This window comes from Bradyrhizobium sp. USDA 3311 (assembly GCF_054062495.1).
Genome location: NZ_JBSSFI010000001.1, coordinates 4,480,909 through 4,496,565, shown reverse-complemented (window position 1 = coordinate 4,496,565; position 15,657 = coordinate 4,480,909). Strand labels below are relative to the sequence as shown.

General features: G+C 64.4%; 12 protein-coding genes. 7 read left to right on the top strand and 5 right to left on the bottom strand.

The features are described from left to right. Positions 1-6: 6 nt before the first annotated feature. Positions 7-1,185 (bottom strand): ABC transporter substrate-binding protein, encoded by a 1,179-nt coding sequence (locus ACVWW6_RS21280; RefSeq protein ID WP_271553698.1) that lies wholly within the window; start codon positions 1,183-1,185, stop codon positions 7-9. Between the two features lie 528 nt (positions 1,186-1,713). On the opposite strand from ACVWW6_RS21280, the gene ACVWW6_RS21275 reads away from it, so the two are divergent. Beyond that, positions 1,714-1,998 carry a hypothetical protein gene (locus tag ACVWW6_RS21275; protein ID WP_271553699.1) on the top strand — a complete coding sequence of 95 codons (285 nt, stop codon included), beginning with the start codon at positions 1,714-1,716 and terminating at the stop codon, positions 1,996-1,998. A gap of 160 nt (positions 1,999-2,158) precedes the next feature. Here the strand turns inward: ACVWW6_RS21275 and purU are convergent, their stop codons facing one another. Further along, positions 2,159-3,022 carry a formyltetrahydrofolate deformylase gene (purU, locus tag ACVWW6_RS21270; RefSeq protein WP_271553700.1) on the bottom strand — a complete coding sequence of 288 codons (864 nt, stop codon included), beginning with the start codon at positions 3,020-3,022 and terminating at the stop codon, positions 2,159-2,161. Positions 3,023-3,181: 159 nt separating this feature from the next. Here purU and ACVWW6_RS21265 point away from each other — a divergent pair, with 159 nt between their 5' ends. Beyond that, entirely contained in the window at positions 3,182-4,021 is an 840-nt protein-coding gene (locus ACVWW6_RS21265) for a uroporphyrinogen-III synthase (RefSeq protein ID WP_011088697.1), read from the top strand. A gap of 17 nt (positions 4,022-4,038) precedes the next feature. On the opposite strand, the gene ACVWW6_RS21260 is transcribed toward ACVWW6_RS21265, so the two are convergent. Together ACVWW6_RS21260 and ACVWW6_RS21255 are read right to left on the bottom strand one after the other, a co-directional pair. Beyond that, positions 4,039-4,719 carry a redoxin domain-containing protein gene (locus ACVWW6_RS21260; RefSeq protein WP_028173193.1) on the bottom strand — a complete coding sequence of 227 codons (681 nt, stop codon included), beginning with the start codon at positions 4,717-4,719 and terminating at the stop codon, positions 4,039-4,041. A 21-nt stretch (positions 4,720-4,740) separates the two neighbouring features. Further along, a complete protein-coding gene (locus tag ACVWW6_RS21255; RefSeq protein ID WP_456681361.1) occupies positions 4,741-8,061 on the bottom strand; it encodes an adenylate/guanylate cyclase domain-containing protein in 3,321 nt (1,106 codons plus the stop codon). Between the two features lie 505 nt (positions 8,062-8,566). Here ACVWW6_RS21255 and ACVWW6_RS21250 point away from each other — a divergent pair. Then, the gene (locus ACVWW6_RS21250; RefSeq protein WP_271553702.1) at positions 8,567-9,817 is read left to right on the top strand and encodes an MFS transporter; all 1,251 of its coding nucleotides are present in this window, start codon (positions 8,567-8,569) and stop codon (positions 9,815-9,817) included. A gap of 9 nt (positions 9,818-9,826) precedes the next feature. Here ACVWW6_RS21250 and ACVWW6_RS21245 read toward each other — a convergent pair whose 3' ends face one another. After that, a complete protein-coding gene (locus ACVWW6_RS21245; RefSeq protein ID WP_011088702.1) occupies positions 9,827-10,501 on the bottom strand; it encodes a Crp/Fnr family transcriptional regulator in 675 nt (224 codons plus the stop codon). Positions 10,502-10,838: 337 nt separating this feature from the next. On the opposite strand from ACVWW6_RS21245, the gene ACVWW6_RS21240 reads away from it, so the two are divergent. From ACVWW6_RS21240 to ACVWW6_RS21225, 4 genes are all read left to right on the top strand, one after another. Beyond that, positions 10,839-11,660, top strand: a complete 822-nt coding sequence (locus ACVWW6_RS21240) for an ABC transporter ATP-binding protein (protein ID WP_011088703.1) — start codon at positions 10,839-10,841, stop codon at positions 11,658-11,660. Then, complete coding sequence (locus ACVWW6_RS21235; RefSeq protein WP_271553703.1) at positions 11,657-13,588, top strand: long-chain fatty acid--CoA ligase; 1,932 nt, start codon at positions 11,657-11,659, stop codon at positions 13,586-13,588. Before ACVWW6_RS21240 ends, ACVWW6_RS21235 begins: the two co-directional genes overlap by 4 nt. A 79-nt stretch (positions 13,589-13,667) precedes the next feature. Beyond that, positions 13,668-14,561, top strand: a complete 894-nt coding sequence (locus ACVWW6_RS21230; protein WP_011088705.1) for a branched-chain amino acid ABC transporter permease — start codon at positions 13,668-13,670, stop codon at positions 14,559-14,561. A gap of 3 nt (positions 14,562-14,564) precedes the next feature. Beyond that, a complete protein-coding gene (locus tag ACVWW6_RS21225; protein WP_011088706.1) occupies positions 14,565-15,638 on the top strand; it encodes a branched-chain amino acid ABC transporter permease in 1,074 nt (357 codons plus the stop codon). Positions 15,639-15,657: the final 19 nt, after the last annotated feature.

Here is a 15,657-nt window from a genome sequence, read left to right as displayed (position 1 = left end):
CGCGCGTCACTTCTTGGTCTTGCCGAGGTCCTTGACGGCTTCGAAGGTCGCGAACTCGACGTTGTAGAGCTCGCCGTCGACCTTCTCGACCTTGCGGATGTAGATGTTCTGCACGATGTCGCGGGTCTCGGGGTCGATCGAGATCGGGCCGCGCGGGCTCTCCCATTTCTGGCCCTTCATCGCCTCGACCAGCTTGGTGCCGTCGGTGTCGCCACCGGTCTTCTTCAGCGCCTCGTAGATCAGGTGGATGCCGTCATAGCCGCTCACCGCCATGAAGCCCGGACGAGTGCCGAAGGCCTTCTTGTAGGCCGCGACAAAATCCTTGTTCATCGCGGACGGATGCGCCGCCGAATAAAGGTGCGCGGTGACCGTGCCGAGCACGGCATCGCCCATGTTGTTGAGGAGGTCGTCGTCGGTGACGTCGCCCGGTCCGATCACCTTGATGCCGGCCTTGTCGAGGCCACGCTCGGCATACTGCTTCATGAAGTTGCCGCCCTGACCGGCCGGCACGAACACGAAGATCGCGTCGGGCTTGGCGTCCTTCATGCGCTGGAGGAACGGCGCGAAATCGGGATTCGCGAGCGGCGTCTTGACCTCTTCGACCACCTCACCGCCGCCGGCGGTGAAATTCTGCTTGAAGAAGTTCAGCGCGTCGTTGCCCGGCGCGTAGTCCGAGGTCAGCGTCGCCACCTTCTTGATGCCGTTCTTCACCGCCCAGTCGGCGATGATGGTCGAGGACTGCGCCAGGGTGAAGCTGGTGCGCACGATGTAGGGCGAGCGCTCGGTGATGATGGAGGTGCCGGCCGCCATCACGACTTCCGGAATCTTGGCCTGCGTTGCCAGCGGCGCGGCGGCGAGGGCTGCCGGCGTCACGCCGAAGCCGGCGATGAAATTGACCTTGTCGTTGACGATCAGCTCTTGCGCAGCGGTCTTGGTCTTGTCGGGAATCGCGGCGTCGTCCTTGAGGATGATCTCGATCTTCTTGCCGGCGACGGTGTCGCCCTTCTGCTGCATGTAGAGCTTGATCGCGTTCTCGATCTGCTTGCCGGTCGAGGCCTGGCCGCCGGTCATCGGCAGGATCAGGCCGACCTTGACAGTGTCCTCGGCCCTGGCCGGCGCGACGGTTACCAGGCCTGCAACGGCGGCCACCGCGGCTGCCCAAGAAAGTTGTTTGCGTTCGAACATCAGAGTGTCCCTCCCCTTGATTCCTGACCTCTTGTGCGGCGAACCGAGTGCCCGGTCCTTGCCTCACTCTAGCTCATGCGCGAGCCTTATCGCGCGCCACATGGCGTCCTTGGCGCCCCCCTTGTCAATCGGACGTTTGGCGACCATTCGGCGCAAGCCGAGCGTCCCGATTTCCGACGGCGGGGAGTGATGTCGCTGTTACGTCGAGGTGACCCGAACGCCCCGACCTTGGCCGCTTTTATTTGTACGATTGTACAAATAAAATGGACCTGTCAACGAAAAAGCCCCCTCGCCGGGCCAAGCCACGTTGTCGCGAGGCCGGCGCCGCAGTCTAGAAGCGCGACGGGCCGCGTGGATGGAAGATTTCGTCTTTCTTTTGCAGAATTGGTACATCTGGGGCCTCGCCCCGGCTCCAACCCGGTAACTTATTACCTACCTCGAATAAGTCTATTTTACCTTGTTGAAGGCTACTCTCGCGGCGCCAGCCTGACCCGGCGTCCAACCAGACCGAACCAGCGCGCCCCCACAATGCCCAAGCCTTTCCGCTCCCTCCTGCCCCTCCTCGCGCTTGCCGTGGGGCTGTCCGGCTGCGGCACGGTCAATGAGAAGCTGTCGGCCGGCATCGGCGATTACGTCCCGCAATGGGCCGGCGGCCTGCCGGCCGACGCCCCGCCGCGGGCAGGCACGCCGCAATACGACGCCTACATGAAGGAGCGCGAGCGCAAGCGGCTGCTGCCGGCGGCCGATCGCGAGAAGGAAGAGCAGGCGCAGAAGGGCGCGACGGGCACTCCGTCGAGCGGCGCGGTGCGCTAGGTCGGTGCGCTCCCTCGCCCCGCTTGCGGGGAGAGGGTTGGGGTGAGGGGGAGTCTCCACGGGGACGGTGACAGTTGGAGTCGCGGAGAGTCCCCTCACCCGGATTGCATCGTCGATGCAATCCGACCTCTCCCCGCAAGCGGGGAGAGGTGAAACAACATCAATCCATAAACACCACGGTCTTGCGGCCGTTGGGGATGACGCGGTCGTCGAGATGGTAGCGGATCGCGCGCGCCAGCACGCGGCGCTCGATGTCGCGGCCCTTGCGGACGAGATCTTCGGGCGTGTCGCGGTGGCTGATGCGCTCGACGTCCTGGTCGATGATCGGGCCCTCGTCGAGATCGCGCGTGACGTAATGCGCGGTGGCGCCGATCAGCTTCACGCCGCGCTCATGGGCCTGGTGATAGGGTTTTGCGCCCTTGAAGCCGGGCAGGAACGAGTGGTGGATGTTGATGCAGCGCCCCGACAGTTTGGCCGACAGATCGTCCGACAGGATCTGCATGTAGCGCGCGAGCACGACGAGATCAGTTCCGGTCTTGGCGACGAGATCGAGGATCTGCGCCTCCTGCTCGCGCTTGCTCTCCTTGGTCATAGGCAGATGGTGGAACGGGATGCCGCCGAAATCGAGCCCGGCATAGACCTCGCGCGGATGGTTGGAGACGATCGCGGTCGGGACCATCGCCAATTCGCCGGTGCGCCAGCGATAGAGGATGTCGACCAGGCAATGGTCGGACTTCGACACCAGCAGCATCACCTTGCGATGCGCGGCGCGGTCGCGCATCTGCCACTCCATGCCGAAGCGCTCCGCGATCGCGGCAAAGCCGGTCTGGAGCGCGGTGAGCTCCACGGCGAGATCGGCCGCGGTGAACACCACCCGCATGAAGAACTTCTTGGTCTCGACGTCGTCGAACTGCTGGGCGTCGAGAATGTTCTGTCCGTTGTGGGCCAGGAAGGTCGACACCGCCGAGACGATGCCGGGGCGATCCGGACAGGACAGGGTCAGGACATATTGATGATCGGGCATGGCTCTTGATGAAGGTTTGGGCAAATGATGCGGAACAACTCGCGATTTGCGCCCTGCTCTATCACCGACCCCGCCCTTACGCCAATCCCAAGACTTGCTTCTACGTAAAGTGCAGAGTCAGGATGAACGGACCATTGCGATTTGTACCGGAGCACGCCCATGGCCGACCGCTTGAACGGCTACCGCATCCTGATCCTGGAAACGCGCGAGGAGGCGCAGTTCTCAAAGCTCCTCGCCGAGCAAGGCGCCGATGTCGTGCAGTGCCCGATGTTCACCATCCACGATGCGCCGGACCCGGCCCCGGTCGAGGCCTGGATCCGCCGCGCCATCGACAGGCCGTTTGACGATCTCGTGCTGATGACCGGCGAAGGCCTGCGGCGGATCATGAAGCTCGCGCGGACCCGTGGTCTCGACCAGGCTCTGGTCGCGGCCCTCGCCAAATCGCGAAAATTCACCCGCGGGCCGAAGCCCGGCAAGGCGCTGCGCGAGATCTCGCTCGAGGCGCAGCAGACCACGGAGAAGCCGACCACCGAGGGCGTGATCGAGATGCTGGGCAAGCTCGACCTGAAGGGGCGGCGCCTCGGCCTCCAGCTTTATCCGGACAAGGACCACAGCACCCTGACCGGCGCACTCTCGGCGCAAGGCGCCGAGGTCGATACCGTGCTGCCCTATGTCTACGATTCAAAGGCGGCGGATGCCAACATCGTCGCCGCCATCGACGACATGGCGGAGGGACGGATCGATTCCATCGCGCTGACCAATCTCGGCCAGGTCCGCCGCCTGATCGAAGCCGCAAAGGCACATGGCAGCGAAGCGAAGTTGCGCGCAGGGTTGGAGCGGACGCTGATTGCGTCGGTGGGCCCTGCGGTGTCGGGGGAGCTCGCCGCGCATGGCCTGCGCACAGACATCGCACCGGCGGAAGATGCGTATTTCATGCGGCCGCTGATTTCGGCGATGGCCGCGGCGCTCGCCGAGAAACGGCCGAAGGTGGCGGGTTAATCACCAGGCGACGATGCCTAGCTTGCCACCTGCGAGGCGGCCGACATCAACTCCTGGGGGCTCGGAGCCCCGAACATGCGCTGGCCGCCTTCAGGAACCTCGGTAAAGGTCCAGCGCACGATCCCCTCGCGATCGAGCAGGAACTGGCCGAACAGCTGGCCCTGGCCGGTTGCCGCCATGCGCTGATCGGCCTCCATCATCTCGTAGCCGTCCTTGTTGTTGAGGTATTCGGCAGCCGCCAGCCGATTCATCGGCCCCGGCGTTTCGCCGGGCATATCGACCTGCATGCTCATGACGACGTCCATACCCACCTTGCGGGGCCACTCGGTCTCGTGGTCCGTAAACTCGAGATTGGGCAGGCCGAACGCGCGGTGCGAGACCCGCTCGGGGTCGGACGCGGCGAGCAGATTGGGCAAGGGATGATAGCGGAAGTAGAGCCGCGCGCGTTCGATCGGCGTATTCACGACCGTGAGACTTTCGACGCCCTTGTCGCGCAGCGCTGCGCCAAGTTGCGCCTGTGCCGCGATATGGCGCCGACAGAACGGGCAGTGCAGCCCGCGAAACAAGCCGATCAATATCGGACTATGCCCACGAAAATCCTGGAGCGCGATCGTTCCATCGCGTGTGATGGCGTCCAGCACGATGTTCGGTGCGCGATCGCCCGGTTGAAGCGGTCCGTCGACATGAAGTTCTGACATGGTTGAACTCCTTCATATGACCTAGTCGAGAAACGGCAGTACGATCAGCCCGGCGGGATCAAGCCCGTGGCGGGCGCAGACATCATGGGCCAGCGCGAAATATCGGTCGGCCTCGGGCATGTCGCCTCGATCAAGGCTCAGCGTGGCGAGACCATCATAGCATGGAAAAAGCTGCTGCGGTTCGCCGGTTTCGTTCGCCACCTCGATTGCCTCGTTGTAGCAGAGGGCGGCCAGATCGGGGCGGAAATGGCATTGATGGATTTGCCCGAGCACGATCAAGGGCACGGCGAGATGCTCGCGCTGATCGAGCGCGCGGTCGATTTCGATCGCCTTTTCGGCAGCCGGCACCCCTTCTTCGGTACATCTGTCCGTGAAGGTGCAACAAGCAACGGCAAAATTGGCAAGAAGACGCGCCTGGAAGCCAAGATCCCCGATCCGACGCGCGACATCGAGTCCACGCCGGCAGACCTCCACGGCTTTCGCCGCGTCGACAATCGTGTAGAGCACACCGAGATTGGTAAAGCCGCGGCAGGCTACGTTGAGGAGGCCGGCAGTTTCGGCGGCTGCAACACTTTGCTCCACCTCGCGCACCGCCTCCTCGTGTCGTCCAAGCCGCGCCAGCGCAACCCCCTTGGTGTTGAGGGCCTCCGCAATGGCACGTGCCGCCTCGAGCCTTCCCTGCTCGTCCGCGTCCGCCGGTACGGACCGTGCATAGCCGAGCGCCTCGTCTGCCCATCTTGCGGCGGCCACGTGATCGCCCGTCCGAAACGCGAGACGGCCGCGCTCCTGCAAGAGATGCGCCCACTCGATGGGCGCGTCGATCCCTCCAAGCAGGTTGGCCGCCTCGGCGTAATGCGTCTCTGCCTTGATCCGCTTGCCGGCGCCCCACAGCAATCGGCCAAGCTTGCGAAGAATTCGCGCTTCGCTGATCCGGTCCTGTAGGGCGCGGTGCCCCTCCAACGCGCTCTGATAGTGCTCCTCGGCCGTGTTCCGGCGGCCAGCCGCGCCACAGAGGTCCGCGATCCGCTCGTATAGAACCAGACGTTCCGGCTCCCGTTCGCCGCCGGCCAACAGCACGGCGAGGGCCTGTTGGTAGAGACGGATGGCATCGTCATTGGCATAGCTGGCGCGTGCGCGATCGCCGGCCGCGCGCAGATAGCGCGCGCCTTTCGGCTTGCTCGCGCTCAGACTGAAGTGATGTCCGAGCAGTATGAGATCTTCGAGGCGCTCGGGCTCTTGGCCATACAGCCTCTCGAGCGCCCCACCAATCCGTCCATGAAGCTCGATCCGGCGCTGCAGAAGCAGGTTTTGATAGATCACGTCCTGAAGCATGGTTTGCGTGAAGCGGTAGGTCCGCAGCGAAATCGAATTCGAGCCCGCGATCTCCTCGACGATTTCCGCGTCGCACAGAAGTTCGAGCCCTGCTTCGACCCTTGCCGGCTCGGTTGCCGCCGCACCGAGAGCAGCCGCATCAAAACGCGGGCCGATCACCGCGGCCTCCTGTGCCAGGCGGCGCACCTGATGCGGCAACCGGTCGAGACGCGCCAGCAACAACGCCTGAATGCTTGCCGGAATATCGGCGGCGGCTTCATCCCACGTCATCCGCCACTGCACGCCGTCGCGCTCCAGGGCGCCGGCTTCGATCAGGCCGCGTATGATCTCCTCGAGGAAAAGCGGATTGCCGCCGGCGCGATCGAGGATTCGACTGAACAGACGTCCCGGTGGTTCACGCCAACCGTGACTGAAATAGGCCGCGAGCAGCCTTTGTCCGTCGGCGTCCCCAAGCGGGGGCAGCCGGAGGGTTGCGTGACTGATCCTGCTCGAACCGAACTGGTCCAGTTCCAGCATCGGCCGATGCGTAAACAACAGCATCAGCCGCGTCCGCTCCAGTCGGTCCATCAGGAAGCGCAACGCTTCAAGCGACACCGCATCGGCCCAATGCAGATCCTCGACGATGATCAGCAGTGGCGACAGTGCCAGGCGGCGTTCGAAGACGGTGCGAATCGCGAAGAATATCTGCCGGCGGAGCTGTTCGGGCTCGACATGCCTGAGCACGGCGTTGGGGTCGCCGAGGCCGAGTACGTGCAGATAGAGGGGCATCAGGCGGTCGGCCTCGTCGGTCGCGAGGCCCAGCTCCGATAGCGCTTCGGCGACCTTCGCCTCCGCCTCTGTGGCGCCCGCCTTCTGCGCGATGCCATAGGCGCTGCGCAGCACGGCGGCGAGTGTGCCGTAGGACTGTTCGCCGAGCGGCGAGCACGCCGCCTGCCGGATCGCCACGCCTGCGAATCGATCCTGATCGCGGATGCGGGCGACGAACTCCCTGACCAGGCGCGTTTTCCCGATGCCGGCCTCACCGACCAGCCGCACCAGTTGAGCCGCGCCGCCGCACGCGAGATCAAGGCTGCCGATCATGCGCGCAAGCTCGGCGTCGCGCCCGATCAACGGCGCATTGAGGCCCAGCGTGTCGAGACCTCGCGCCGCACGGGGCGTGTCGAGCGGCTCATTCAGACGGTGGACCAGTACGCTGCCCATCTTGCCCTTGAGCGAGACCTCGCCAAGCGAGTCATAGGAGAACGCATGCCGCGTCAGACGGTGGGTCAACGGCCCGACCAGTACCTCGCCCGGAGCCGCCATCGATTGTAGTCGCTGGGCGGTATTCACCGTGTCACCGGTCACCGAATAGGATTTGGCAACGCCCGCACCGAGCCCGCCCGCGACGACGTGCCCGGTGTTGATGCCGACATGGAGCAGCAGCGGTGAACCTGCATACGCCTTCGCGCGTTCGCTGAGGCGCGCCGTCCGGTCGATCATGTCGAGAGCAGCGCGCACCGCCCGCTCTGGGTCGTCCTCGTGCGCCGCCGGCGCACCAAACAGAGCAAGCAGCGCATCGCCGATGAATTTGTCCACGAAGCCGCCAAAGCTTTGCACCGCGGCCGTCAACTCCTCGAACAACCCGTTTTGAAGCGTCTGCATGACCTCGGGGTCGAGCCGCTCGCTCATCGCAGTGAAGCCGCTGAGGTCGGCAAACAGCACGGTGATGGTGCGGCGGTTCGCCTCGCTGTCGATCTTGTCCAACTGAGGTCGAAATGCGGCTTGGGCCTCCTCCGCCGGCGCGAGCGGCGGAGAGGAGGACCGGATCGGGAGCGTCGTCGGGCTCGTCCGCGCCGATGCCTGCCCGCCTGTGGGGGTCTCAGAGACGAAGGCGCCGCATTTCGGGCAATAGGCGAAATCCGGCGCGCATGGAAAGCCGCAGCCAGGGCACGCGTTCGGCTGCCTCGTGCCGCACTTCGGGCAGAAGGCAAAGCCGCTCTGGACCTCTAAACCACAGCAAGAGCAGTTCATGGGTCAAGACCTCGCGGAAGCCGCGATGGTGCCATCTCCTGGACCTGCCGGACGGGCCCAGGAACCCGGCAAGCATGGGCTCGTCGCACGGGAAGAGCAAGCGGTGGTCGGTTAACGGCCGCGCGCGCGGCCTCACCCCTCCCCGCAACCGGACCGTCTTTCGGTGCTGAGGATAGACACCCCCGGCGATCGTCGCCCGCGCTTATTTCGGCCTCTCCGACGAGCTTTCGCGCAAGCCACACCGCCTCGCCATAGCGGGTCTCCTTCGCGAGCGACGTAGTGCGCTGCATCAAGGCGAGCATGTCCTGCGGACCCCCCTGGGAAGGCGACACGACGACGCTCACGAGAAACAGCGACCCCAGAAGCCGCGCGGCAAACCTTGTGGCGTTCGAGCGGGTTGGTATGCGGCAGCGCTGATTGACACGAGCAGTGTCAGCGCTACGTTGCCGGATTAGAAAGAACAAGAATAAGGGCAGGGAATCGCCGTGAAACCCGTCATTGCATCTTGAGCACATCCGCGCTCGCGCCATTCCGCATCCGCAACTATCGCTTCCAGTGGCCGTCCGACCTGCTCACCTCCTGGGCGTTCGAGATCGAAACGCTGGTGCTCGGCTGGTACATCCTGGTCGAGACCGGATCGGTGCTGCTGCTGACCATTCTCGCCTCGCTGCAATATGTGGGAACGCTGGTTGCGCCGGTGCTCGGGATGATCGGCGACCGCATGGGTCATCGCGATCTCCTTGTCGTGCTGCGCCTCACCTATACGGCGCTCGCCTCGACCATCATGGTGCTGGCACTGACCGGCCGTCTGGCGCCACTCAACGTCATGATCATCGTTGCAATCATGGGCCTGATCCGCTCCTCCGATCTCGGCATTCGCAGCGCGCTGCTCGCCGACATCATGCCGGCCAAGCAGCTGGTGGGCGCGATCGGCCTGTCACGGACGACCCAGGACAGCGCCCGCATTGCCGGAGCGCTGACAGGCGCCGGCCTCTTCGCCGTGCTCGGCATTGGGTTGGTGTATGCGGCAGTCGCCAGCCTCTACCTCGTGGCCGCGATTCTCATGTCCTGCCTGACCCGACCGGAAAGGACCGTTGCCACGATGGACCTGCCGGCGAACAGCCGCGCCGTTTCAAAACTGCTCGACGAGCTGAAGGAAGGGATTGTCTACGCCTGGAATGGCCCTGGAATGGGCGCCGCGCTGTGCGTCGCCTTCCTCGCCAATCTCACCGCATTTCCCTTCACGGGCGGATTGCTGCCCTACATCGCGCGGGACATCTTTCATACAGACCAGACCGGGCTCGGCTATCTCTCGGCCAGCTTCGCCGTCGGCTCGCTGATCGGCTCCATCACGCTCAGCCTGGTCGGCGGCCTGCGCATTGCCCGGCTTCTGATCGGCGCGACGCTGGCCTGGTACGCCATGCTGCTGGTGTTCGTCGAAATCAGGACCATGCCGGTGGCCATGGCCTGCCTCGCTCTCGCCGGCATCGCCCAGAGCATGTCGATGATATCGGCCGCCGTGATCCTGATGCGCACGGCGAGCGCGCATCTGCGCGGCCGTGTCATGGGCGTCCGCATGATGGTGATCTACGGCTTGCCGCTCGGATTGCTCGCGGCCGGCAGCCTGATCGACCTCATCGGCTATTCCGCGACGGGCTCGCTCTATGCCGTCTCGGGGTTCATCGCGATGGCGGCGATCGCGGTGCGCTGGCGCGCGGACCTCTGGCCCCTGCACGCCCCCGCCAATGCGCGATGACGGGGCGCCCTAGTCCCCGTACCCGCGCAGCCGCTCGATATCGAGGATGGTGACGCCGCCATATTCGAGTCGCAGCAGGCCCTCCTTCTCCAGCCGGTTCAGCGCGCGATTGGCGTTCTGGCGGGACATGCCGGAGAGCGCCCCGATCTCCTCCTGGGTGATCTCCAGATGCGCGGTCGATTCCGGATAGAGGATCGGGTTGAACAACGAGGCGATGCCGCGCGCGAGGCGCGAGGTCGCATCGAGCGTACGGTTGACCTCGAGCATGCCGATGAACTGGCCGAGCCGCTCGTTGAGCTGGCGGACCAGGAAGCGGTTGAAGCCGACGCTGTTCTCGAACAGCCACATGAAGGCGCTGCGCTCCATCAGCGCGACACGGCTGTTGCGCAGCGCGACCACGTCGTAGCGGCGCGGCTCGTTCTTGAGCACGCTGCCCTCGCCGAACCAGGCCCCCGCAGTCAGCCCGGCAAGGCTCGCCTCCTTGCCGTCGCGCGACACCCCGCCCATCCGGGCAAGGCCAAAGACCATGCCGGCCCAATAGCCGAACGTGTCGCCGCGCATGAACACAGCCTCGCCGATGCCGTAGGACCGCTCCGTGATTCCGGCGCGAGCGACCTCGATCTCCGCTTGCGTGAGCTCGCGCGACCAAGCGGCGATGCGCTTCAGTTGATCCTCTGAAATCATGATCCCGAAGCCAGCCGCACCGTTTCGTCACTCCGCCCTTCTGTTGCACTGCAACACGACCGCATCGACCGCCATCCGACGAAAGATGAAGGCCGCCTCGCCTGAAAAACTTTGTCGCAGAATTGTCAGGCCGGAGACATTTCAAAATAGCGCTTTCCCCTATTGAGGGCCACCTCGGGCGATGCGGCTTTTGATCCCTAACGGGAGCGAGAGCCTCGCGGGTCCGGTCGAGACCAATAGCTGCATGGTCTGGCCGGCACGACCGTACTAGGATCGCCCGACAGGAACCGACGAAGAGCGCCACAGAAAGCGCCATCACCGGGGAGGGACTTGTTTGGTGGCTACCAGTCTTGAAGTGCGCGGCGTGTCTTTGCGGTTCGGCGGCGTCCGTGCGCTGACCGATGTCGGCTTCGCCATCAAGGAGGGCGAGCTGTTCTCGATCATCGGCCCCAACGGGGCCGGCAAGACCTCGATCGTGAACTGTATTTCCGGCCGCTACAAGCCGACCGAGGGCCAGCTGTTCTATCAGGGCCGCGACATCACCGGCCTGACGCCGAACGCCCGCGCCTCGCTCGGCATCGGCCGCACCTTCCAGAACCTAGCCCTGTTCCACCACATGAGCGTGCTCGACAACATCATGGTCGGCCGCCATCACCTGTTGAAGAACAATTTCCTCACGGGCTCGCTCTACTGGCTCACCGGCGCGCGCAAGGAAGAGCTCGCGCATCGCCGCAAGGTCGAGGAGATCATCGACTTCCTCGACCTCCAGTCGGTGCGGAAAGCGCAAGCCGGCACCCTCTCCTATGGCCTGCGCAAGCGCGTCGAGCTCGCCCGCGCCATGGCGCTGGAGCCGCGCCTCATCCTCCTCGACGAGCCGATGGCCGGCATGAATTTCGAGGAGAAGGAGGACATGGCCCGCTACATCGTCGATCTCAACGAGGAATTCGGGATGACGGTGGTGATGATCGAGCACGACATGGGCGTGGTGATGGACATCTCCCACCGCGTCATGGTGCTGGATTTCGGCCGCAAGATCGCCGAGGGCGATCCGGGTGCGGTGCTCGCCGATCCCCACGTCAGGCGCGCCTATCTCGGCGAGGAGGACGAGGTGCTGGTCGATCCGGACGATGCGCCGCCGGCGCAGGAGAGCGCGGCATGATGGATTATGCAGGCCGCGTCGCGCAGGCCGATACCTATCCCAAAATGCTCCGGCTCAACGCCAGGGAGCATGGCAACGAGATTGCGCTGCGCGAAAAGGATCTCGGGCTGTGGCGTGTCTTCACCTGGAACGACTACCAGACGCGCGTGCGCGATTTCGCGCTCGGCCTCGTCGAGCTCGGCCTTGGCCACAACGACGTCATCGGCATCATCGGCGACAACCGGCCGGACTGGGTCGCCGCGGAAATCGCCACCCACGCGATCGGCGGCCTGAGCCTCGGGCTCTACCGCGACGTGCTGGACGAAGAAGCCTCCTATCTCCTCAATTACGGCGAGGCGCAGCTGGTCTTCGCCGAGGATGAGGAGCAGGTCGACAAGTTGCTCACCCTCGCCGACCGCGTGTCGCGGCTGAAGCACATCATCTATTCCGACCCGCGCGGCATGCGGAAATATGACGACCCCAGGCTGCTGTCGGCGGAGAAATTCGCCGAGCTCGGCCGCGCCCGCGCTGCGCGCGAGCCTGGGCTTTACGACAAGCTCGTCGACGCCACCAAGGGCGAGGATGTCGCGATCCTCTGCACCACGTCAGGCACCACCTCGCATCCAAAACTCGCAATGCTCGCCGCCGGCCGCGTGCTCGGCCATTGCGCGACCTATCTCGCCTTCGATCCGAAGGGACCCGACGACGAATACGTCTCGGTGCTGCCGCTGCCGTGGATCATGGAGCAGGTCTATGTGCTCGGCAAAGGCCTGCTCTGCCGGATGAAGATCAACTTCGTCGAAGAGCCCGACACGATGATGAACGATCTGCGCGAGATCGCGCCGACCTTCGTGCTGTTCGCCCCGCGCGTCTGGGAATCGATCGCCGCCGACGTCCGCGCCAAGGTGATGGACGCCACGCCCTTCAAGCAGCGCCTGTTCGATATCGGGATGAAGTCGGGCCTGGCCGCGCTTGCTGACGGCAAGCGCTCGGGCTTTGCCGACGCCATCCTGTTTCGCGCGCTGCGCGACCGGCTCGGCTTCACCCGCCTGCGCTCGGCTGCGACGGGCGGCGCGGCGCTCGGGCCCGATACCTTCAAGTTCTTCCAGGCGATGGGCGTGCCGCTGCGCACTCTCTACGGCCAGACTGAGCTGTTGGGAGCCTACACGCTGCATCCCGAGGGCAAGGTCGATCCTGACACCACGGGCGTGCCGATGGCCGACAGCGTCGAGATCCGCATCGACAATGCCGACGTCCACGGCGTCGGCGAGATCGTGGTGCGGCATCCCAACATGTTCCTCGGCTATTACAAGAACCCGGAGGCAAGCGTTGCCGACATCAAGGACGGCTGGATGCTGTCGGGCGATGCCGGCTATTTCAACGCCAACCGGCAGCTCGTCGTCATCGACCGCATCAAGGATCTCGCCGAGACCTCGCGCGGCGAGCGCTTCTCGCCGCAATTCATCGAGAACAAGCTGAAGTTCTCGCCCTATATCGCCGAAGCCGTGGTGCTCGGCGCGGGCCGCGACGCGCTCGCGGCGATGATCTGCATCCGCTACTCCATCATCTCGAAATGGGCGGAGAAGAACCGCCTCTCCTTCACGACCTACAGCGACCTCGCCTCGCGGCCCGAGGTTTACACGCTGCTCCAGAAGGAGGTCGAGACCGTCAACGCCACGCTGCCGCCGGCGCAGCGCATCTCGCGCTTCCTGCTTCTCTACAAGGAGCTCGATGCCGACGACGGCGAGCTCACCCGCACGCGAAAGGTTCGCCGCAGCGTCATCAACGAGAAATACGCCGGCATCATCGACGCGATCTACCGCGGCGATGCCGTCATCCCCGTCGACACCGTGATCCGCTTCCAGGACGGCACCACGCAGAGGGTGCGCACCGCGCTGCGGGTGGTGGATCTGGGCCGACCCGGGCAATTGGCGGAGGCGGCGGAGTGATGTCGCTTCCAATGCAGACCGCACCAGCAATCGATCCCCCCTCCCTGCGCAAGCGGGGAGAGGCGAAGGATAGCATAACATGAACACCGCCTTCCTCATCCAGCTCCTGGTCAACGGCCTCGTGGTCGGCACGCTCTATGGCGTGGTCGCGATGTCATTCGTGCTGATCTACAAGGCGACGCAGGTCGTCAATTTCGCGCAAGGCGAGCTGCTGCTGGTCGGCGCCTGGGTGTGCTGGGCCTTGCTTGCGAAATACCAGGTGCCGTTCTGGATCGGCATGCCGATGACGCTGGTGTTCATGTTCGTGTTCGGCATCGCCATCCAGGTCCTGATCCTGCGGCCGATGATCGGCGAGCCCATCATCTCGGTGATCATGGTGACGATCGGCCTCTCGACGGTGCTCCAGGCCACGCTGAAATGGATGTTCGGCGTCAACCCGCAGCCGTTCCCGCGCGTGTTCGAGAGCCAGTCCGTCAGCTTGTTCGGGCTTCAGATCCAGACCGTCTATGTCATGAGCCTGGTGGTCTCGGTCGCCATGATGATCGGCATGGCCTGGTTCTTCCGCGCATCCAAATACGGCCTTGCGATGCGCGCCACCGCGTTCAACCAGCAGGTCGCGCAGTCGCTCGGCATTTCCGTGAAAAGCGTGTTCGCGATGGCCTGGGCGATCTCGGCAACGGTGTCAGCGGTCGCCGGAGTCGTGGTCGCCGTGGTGAACGGGGTGTCCTCGGGCCTCGCCGCCTACGGCATCAAGGTCTTTCCGGCGGCGATCCTCGGCGGGCTCGATTCCGTCGGCGGCGCCGTGCTCGGCGGCATCATCATCGGCTTGCTCGAGAACGTCGCGCAATATGTCGACAGCGAGTATCTGCACTGGGGCAATCTCTACGAGATCGCACCGTTCTACGTCCTCATCATCGTGCTGATGATCAAGCCCTACGGCTTGTTCGGCACCCACGACATCGAGCGGATCTGACCCATGGCCGGCCCTGCCCTCATACCTGCTGGTGATTTCCGCACCTCCTATGCGGCCGACACCACGATCTTCCCGACGGCGACCAGCCGCAATTTTGCGATCGTAGGCGTGCTGCTGCTCTGCCTCGTGCCGCAATTCCTTGGCGGCTACTGGCTCAGCATTCTGATCCAGATCGGCATCTTCTCGATCGCGGCGCTCGGGTTGAACATCCTGGTCGGCTTCACCGGCCAGATCTCGATCGGGCATGCCGCCTTCTTCCTGCTCGGTGCCTTCACCTCGGCCTACATCTCCAACAATGCGCCGATCCCGGTGTTTTTCGCGATCCCGCTCGCAGGCGTCGTCACCGCGCTGGTCGGGCTGGTCTTCGGCATTCCGGCGGCGCGGCTGAAGGGACTCTACCTCGTCATCGCGACGCTCGCCGCGCAATATATCCTGCTCGACTTCTTCTCGCGCGCCGAATGGTTCACCGGCGGCTCGGTGCCGGCCAGCGCCAATCCGTTCTCGATCTTCGGCTTCACGTTGCGCGGCGACAAGCAGTATTTCTACGTCGTGCTGGCCTATGTGCTGGCGAGCTACATCCTCGTCACCAATCTGATGCGCACGCGCGACGGCCGCGCGCTGGTGGCGATCCGCGACCATTATCTCTCCGCGGAGATCATGGGCATCAACCTCACCAAATACCGCACGCTGTCGTTCGGCCTCGCCGCCTTCTTCGCCGGCATCGCCGGCGCGCTCTATGCGCACTACCAGCTCGTGGTCTCGCAGGAAGGTTTCGGCATCGAGCGCTCGATCCTGTTCCTGGCGATGATCATCATCGGCGGCACCGGCTCTATCATGGGCACGCTGATGGGCACCGCCTTCGTGGTGCTGCTGCCGGAGTCGATGGAATTCCTCAGCATCTACTTGAAGGGCGGCGCGATCGACAAGGCGCTGTCGCTCAACAACAACATCACCTTCCTGCGCGAGATCGCGATCGGGGTGATCATCATCGCGTTCCTGATGTTCGAGCCTGACGGGCTCGCGCATCGCTGGCGGCAGATCAAGGCGTACTGGAAACTCTACCCGTTCTCGCATTGAGAACGGGCAACTTACTAAC